At 71.0% G+C, this 5606-nt stretch carries 6 protein-coding genes; all 6 read right to left on the bottom strand.

Annotated features, from left to right (window positions below; genetic code table 11):
• On the bottom strand, positions 1-547 hold a 547-nt coding region (locus RWP81_RS13770; RefSeq protein ID WP_314457005.1), incomplete at its 3' end, for a hypothetical protein.
• Complete coding sequence (locus RWP81_RS13765) at positions 544-1149, bottom strand: helix-turn-helix domain-containing protein (protein ID WP_314457003.1); 606 nt, start codon at positions 1147-1149, stop codon at positions 544-546. The genes RWP81_RS13765 and RWP81_RS13770, both read right to left, overlap by 4 nt.
• A 56-nt stretch (positions 1150-1205) precedes the next feature.
• Positions 1206-2153, bottom strand: coding sequence for a hypothetical protein (locus tag RWP81_RS13760; RefSeq protein WP_314457001.1), 948 nt, complete (start codon positions 2151-2153; stop codon positions 1206-1208).
• 195 nt (positions 2154-2348) lie between these two features.
• On the bottom strand, positions 2349-3179 hold the full coding sequence (locus RWP81_RS13755; RefSeq protein WP_314457006.1) for an EamA family transporter: 831 nt from the start codon (positions 3177-3179) through the stop codon (positions 2349-2351).
• An 11-nt stretch (positions 3180-3190) separates the two neighbouring features.
• The gene (locus RWP81_RS13750; protein WP_314456999.1) at positions 3191-3667 is read right to left on the bottom strand and encodes a hypothetical protein; all 477 of its coding nucleotides are present in this window, start codon (positions 3665-3667) and stop codon (positions 3191-3193) included.
• 120 nt (positions 3668-3787) lie between these two features.
• On the bottom strand, positions 3788-5224 hold the full coding sequence (locus RWP81_RS13745) for an SLC13 family permease (protein WP_314456997.1): 1437 nt from the start codon (positions 5222-5224) through the stop codon (positions 3788-3790).
• Positions 5225-5606: the final 382 nt, after the last annotated feature.

The raw sequence follows: 5606 nt of genomic DNA, 5'->3' as shown, positions 1-5606 counted from the left end.
CGATGACCAGCACGGCGTATCCACGCTCCGCGAACTCCTGGGCGATCCCCCACCAGGCGAGGGGTTCCCCGCCGTGGCGATCGGGCGCGACCAGCACGAGCGCCTCGACGTCCTTTCTCAGCGCCGCCAGTTCGAGCAGCAGCCGGATGCGCACGGTCGGTTCGACATTGCCGATGGGAAGGCCGGCGGACGCGTCGAGGCCGATGCCCTCCAGCCACCGCGCGGCGGCGAACGGCGTGGGGGCGTGCCCGGCGAACATGAGCTCTTCGGCGACGACGCCGGTGACCGACACGTTCGGCTCGGGTTCCGACACGATCGGGGCGTCGACGAGGGCGACGCGGCGGCGGAGGGTTCTGGCATCCACCCGTCCATCGACGGTGACGGAGCCGGAATCGATCTTCATACGACCGGATGCCACGAGGCCCAGCACCGTGGGGCGCTGCTCGGTCTCGGCGACGACGAGACTCGCCCGGCCGGTCTCGAACGCGGTCGTGGTCGCGGGCAGGGCGCTGCGGCCCTTCGCGACGGCGTCGACGACGACCCTCACGACGTCACCAGCTCGGGGTGCTGGGCGAGCAGGTGGCGCGCCTCGGTCCAGGAGAGCCCGGCGATGCCGAGCACGGCGCAGACGGCGATCTCGCGTGCCGTGGAGCTCTCGGCATCCACCCGGGAGACGACCGTGCGGCCGGTCTCCTCCAGCAGGCGCGACAGCGTGGGGGCGGGCAAGTCGGTGCGCAGCTCCCCCGCCTCCTGCCCGCGGCGCACGATCTGATCGATGCGGCGGCGCAGCGGTGCGAGGGCGGCGGAGGTCTCGGGCAGATGCGTGTCGTCGAGGGCGAGGGCGGCGGCCGCCTGCACGTGGGCGGCCTCGCGCCAGAGCTCGGATGCCAGGCGTGCGAGCGCGACGCGGGAGTCGGCGTCGTCGATGTCGGCCGCGATGGCGTTGAAGCGCGTCGCGCCGGCGGCGATGACCTCGCGGACGATGGCGTTGCGGTCGTCGAAGTGCCCGTAGAGGGCGCGGCGCGACAGGCCGGCACGGCGAGCGATGGTGTCGATCGACGCGCGGGGGTCATGGCCGATGGCGGCGGTGGCCGCGCTCAGGATGCCGGCGCGGTTCTCGACGGCGTCGCGGCGGGTGGAGGTGCTCACGACAGGTGAGTGTACGCCGAAACTGCACGCCTGTGTGCAACTTACAGAAAGGCGGCCTAGTACGCCCCATCGGCACCCGCCGCGGTCCACGCGGCACTCAGGGCGAAAAGGGTCGGCGCGTTGTAATGCTCCATCGCGGCGGCGACTCGGCGCCGACCGGTCCGTGCGTTGATGCCCAGCTGGTTCGACGCGCCCGCGAGCGTGTAGCCCTGCTGCATGAGGCGCAGGATCGACGTCCACGGTTGCGCGTCGACGCCGACGGGGGATGCGCGGCGCCACAGCTCGTCGAAGTACGCGCGCACCATATTCGCCAGGCCCTCATGACGCACACCGAGAACGCTGGTGGGGGTGGTCTCGCCCCACACATAGGGCAGGGCGAGGTAGTCGCCGTCGACCCAGAACCACGCCGGGGCCTTCTCGAGGGAGCGGTACTCGAGTCCGGTGGGACCGTACAGCGCCATTCGTTCGAGGACCACCGGATCGGTGGTCACCGATGCGGGGACGATGATCCGCACGTTGTCGCGGGCGCTGAGTGCGGCGCCGAATCGCAGTGCCCGGTCGGGGGATGCCGCCATCAGCCGGTCGACGCTGGTGAAGACGGCGACCAGCGAACTCGACGGGGTTCCGGAAAGCTCCCACATGAGGTCCTCGGCGGCGTACGGGCCATGCCGCAGCACCGTGGGGACCAGGTCGGCGGACGCCTCTCCGACCGACCAGGCACGCAGGATCGAGGGGAGGTTCTCGAGGATGCGCTCGATACCCGACATCGCGTCTTCGGCGGCCGCTCGAACCCGACGGGTGTGCACCGTCACGGCCTCGTTGGCCCAATCGGCGGGGGGCGGGTAAGCCAGGACGTCGTCGACACCGCCGATGAGGCCGCGTTCGCGCAACCGCTCGATGGCGGAGACGACCTGCGCGGTGTCGAGGTGGGTGGTGAGGACGGCGTCGGCGACCGTCGCCGGGCGCCCACGCAGGAGGATCTCCAGCAGGGTGTCGTCATCCATGTGCTTCTCCGAAGTGTGACCGGTCGGACTCCCCATCATGGCCGGAGCGCTTTCTCGCGGTGACGGCTTGCCCTCGGCGAAGAATTGCGTCTGTGCGCCACCTGCGTCGGCCCGTTCGGGGCTCGAGACGAGGGAGAGACGGTGCGCGCGAAGTCTGATGTCGACACCTCCGCGCGAGTGGGGCGTCGCCTCGCGTCATCCTCCGACGGCGATGGTCAGGATCGCTGCGCCGGCGAGGCCGAGACCGGCCAGCTGCACTCGGCCGACACGTTCGCGGACGATGGCGATCGCGAACGCCACTGTCACGGCCGGGTAGAGCGAGATGACCACGCTCGCCAGCGACAGCAGCCCGGTGCGGAACGCGTAGAGCATGGCGACGTTGGCGACGGCATCGAAGACGCCGATCATGACGGCCAGCCAGAACAGCCCTCCCCCCACGGGTTTCGCGCGGCCGAGGCGGAGCGCCGCCACGATGATGACCCCCGCGGCAACGGCCCGGGCGAAGGCCAGCGGCCACAGGCCGCCGTCGGCGGGCATCTGACCCGTGAACACGAAGCTCAGTCCGAACAGCACGCCGGATCCCACGGTCAACCGGGCCACCCGCGGGGTGAACCGGCGCGCGTGGGTTCCGCCGGAGCCGCTGCGGCTGACCAGGGGGATGGCGATCACGGCCAAGACGATCCCGACCACCGCCAGTGCCGACGGGCGTTCGCCGAGCGCCACGCCCGCGATGACGGGGATCGCCGTGACGAGGATGGCGGCGACCGGCGACACCACGCTGATCGGACCGTCGGCGAGAGCGAGGTAGTACCACCAGATCGCCACCGCGGTGGCGATCCCCGACGCCCCACCCCACAGCAGCGCTTCCGGTGACAGGTGTCCGCCGACGAACGGCGCGGCCGCCGCGATGAGGAGGGTCGAGACGGGATAGGTGAGCAGGATGACGCGCAGAGCGTCGATCCGCCGTGATGCGATCGCGCCGAAGAAGTCGCTCGTGCCGTACGCGACCGCCGAGACGAGCGCCAGGGCGACCGAGATTATCCGTGGTCGTGATCGGCGCGAGGTGCCCTGTGCCGCCGGCGGGCGGCGGGAAGGGTGACCAGGCAGAGCACGGCGACGGCGCCGAGGGCGACCAGCGCAGCGGCGATGAAGATGTCGACGTCGTGGCCCCACACGTCGTGTCCCACCAGGATCAGGTCATCCCAGAAGGCATACGCGAAGGCGGCGACCGCGACCAGCTTGCCGAGGTGATCCACCCAGGTGATCTCTTCGCGGTTATGGGCGACGGCGCGCAGCACGCACCCGAACCCCGCGATCCCCAGGACCACCACCGCGAGGATGCCGACGGTCGTGTTGCGGTCTTCGTGTGCGATCTCGTGGATCCAGGTGACCGTGGGGATGGCGACGAGGCCGGCCAGCAGGACCGCCAGAACGGGGAACACCGGATGCCCGCGGCCGAAGCGGCTCACCACCGGTCGGTCGGATGCCGTACGGACGGCGGGCTCTGAACTCATGCGTGACTTTCGGTTCGGGACGTGTGAATTGCACACCCTGTCGTGGTGCCCCGCAAGAGCCGCTAGCGGTCATGGCCGGAAGAGGACATCTCGGCGTCCGCACGCCGGTGGGGAGGGGGGTCAGCCCAGCACGAAAGACAGCACCAGCGTCATCCCGAGCGCGACGACTGACGCGAGCGAGACGCCCACCGTCACCGTCTTCAACGCGCCCCGCACCGTCTGGCCGAGGAAGGACTGCAGCAGCCAGAACGTGTTCGACGTCACGTGCACGCAGAACAGCGCTCCCGCACCGGCGGCCAGCGCGACCAGCAGGGGGTTGAGTCCCATGGTGGAGGCGATGGGCGCGATGATGCCGGCCGCGGTGATCGCCGACAGCGTGACCGAGCCGACCGCGATGTGCAGGACGGCGGCCATGGCCCACACGACCAGCAGCGGCGCGAACGGGGTGGCCTGGAAGGAGCTCTGCAGCACGTCGCCGAGGTCGCCCTGCGCGATCACCGCGGCGAGCGAGCCGCCGACGCCGGTGAGTACGAAGATCTGCCCGCCGTCGTGGAAACCCTTGACCACGGCCTTCTCGACGCGCTCCCGCCCGACGGCCGCACGAGCGACCGCCCCGGTGAGGATCACGGCGAGAAGCAGCGCGATGACGGGGCTGCCGAGGAACTGCAGCGGAGCGACCTCGATCTTCCGCACCGCGAGCACGGCCTGCGCGGCGATGAGCAGCAGCGCCACCAGCATCGGCGCGAACAGCAGCAGCAGGGGCCGCTCCCGGGTGGCGGAGGGGGCGAGAGAAGTGGATGCCGTCGGCGCGAGCGTGACGAGGGGTGTGGGCGCGGGGGCATCGGTGTCGCGGGGCAGTCCGCCCACGCCGGTGAGCACGGCCCCGCCGTCCGGCACGTCGTCGGTGGTCGCCGTCTGCTGATCGCGCGCGGGATTCCAGAAGCCGAGGCGGAAGAACACGCTCATCAGCAGGATCGACAGCGCCACCGTCGGCACGACGACCGCGAACCCGCCGAGCAGCATCTCGCCGAGCGGAACGCCGACGACACCCGCGAGGGCCACCGCGGCGAAGCCGGGCACCATCATCACGATCCCGACCTCGAGCGACACCGCGAAGGTGACACCGATGATCCCGGTCCCGGCAGGGCCCAGGCGGACGGCGATGCGTCGGGCGAGGGGCGCGGCGATCACGATCATCACGTCGACGAAGATCGTCTGCAGGTAGGTCGCCAGAGACAGGCCGAGGGCGAACGGGATGCCGCGGCGACCGAACACCCGCATCAGGGCTTCCACGAGACGGGTGACGGCACCCATCTCGTTGAGCATCGCGCCGATCAGCACCCCCCACGCGATGAGGAGCCCGGCATCCATCATCACCTCGCCGAAGCCCTGCGTCATGGTCGAGACGGTGTCGAGCGGACCGAGCCCGGTGAGGATGCCGATCGCCGCCGCCCCCACGGCGAGGGCGATGACGGGGTTGATCCGCAGGCGGACGATGGCGACGACGACCGCGAGGATGACGGCGGCGACGACGGTCAGGGTGTACCACCCGGGCATGGCTCTCCTCGATGCGTTCGGGCGGGTGCATCGATTCCTTGCGGCGGTGTCCGCGCGGAACGCGGGCTCTCACCTCGACCCGTGGATGCCGACACGTGTATCCGGCAGCTCAGGATGGCGGAACCCGACTCCACGCAGCAAGGCCCCGAAGCGGTCATGTCCGCTAGCGGACACGTCTGTCACCCGTCACGGATCCAGGATGCGGCCGTGAGCGCTGATCGCAGGGGTGCTCCGGCCGCCTCACGGCTCGCCGCACACGAACGCGCGACGCCGCCCGCACCCGGCGGACGGCGTCGCAGCGAGCGTGCTCGTGTCAGTCGGTGCCGGCGTCGAACGCGGCGCCCTCGCCCGCGGCGTCGGTGGCGTCGGCGAGGCGCTCACC

This window comes from uncultured Microbacterium sp. (genome assembly GCF_963521695.1).
GTDB lineage: Bacteria > Actinomycetota > Actinomycetes > Actinomycetales > Microbacteriaceae > Microbacterium.
The sequence above is the reverse complement of the archived record's forward strand: the minus strand, read 5'-3'. Positions and strand labels throughout refer to the sequence as shown.

What these genes read in the sequence shown, in the direction of transcription:
- RWP81_RS13745 (WP_314456997.1), bottom strand. Translation starts at nt 5,224, where the DNA reads ATGCCCGGGTGGTACACCCTGACCGTCGTCGCCGCCGTCATCCTCGCG.
- RWP81_RS13750 (WP_314456999.1), bottom strand. Translation starts at nt 3,667, where the DNA reads ATGAGTTCAGAGCCCGCCGTCCGTACGGCATCCGACCGACCGGTGGTG.
- RWP81_RS13760 (WP_314457001.1), bottom strand. Translation starts at nt 2,153, where the DNA reads ATGGATGACGACACCCTGCTGGAGATCCTCCTGCGTGGGCGCCCGGCG.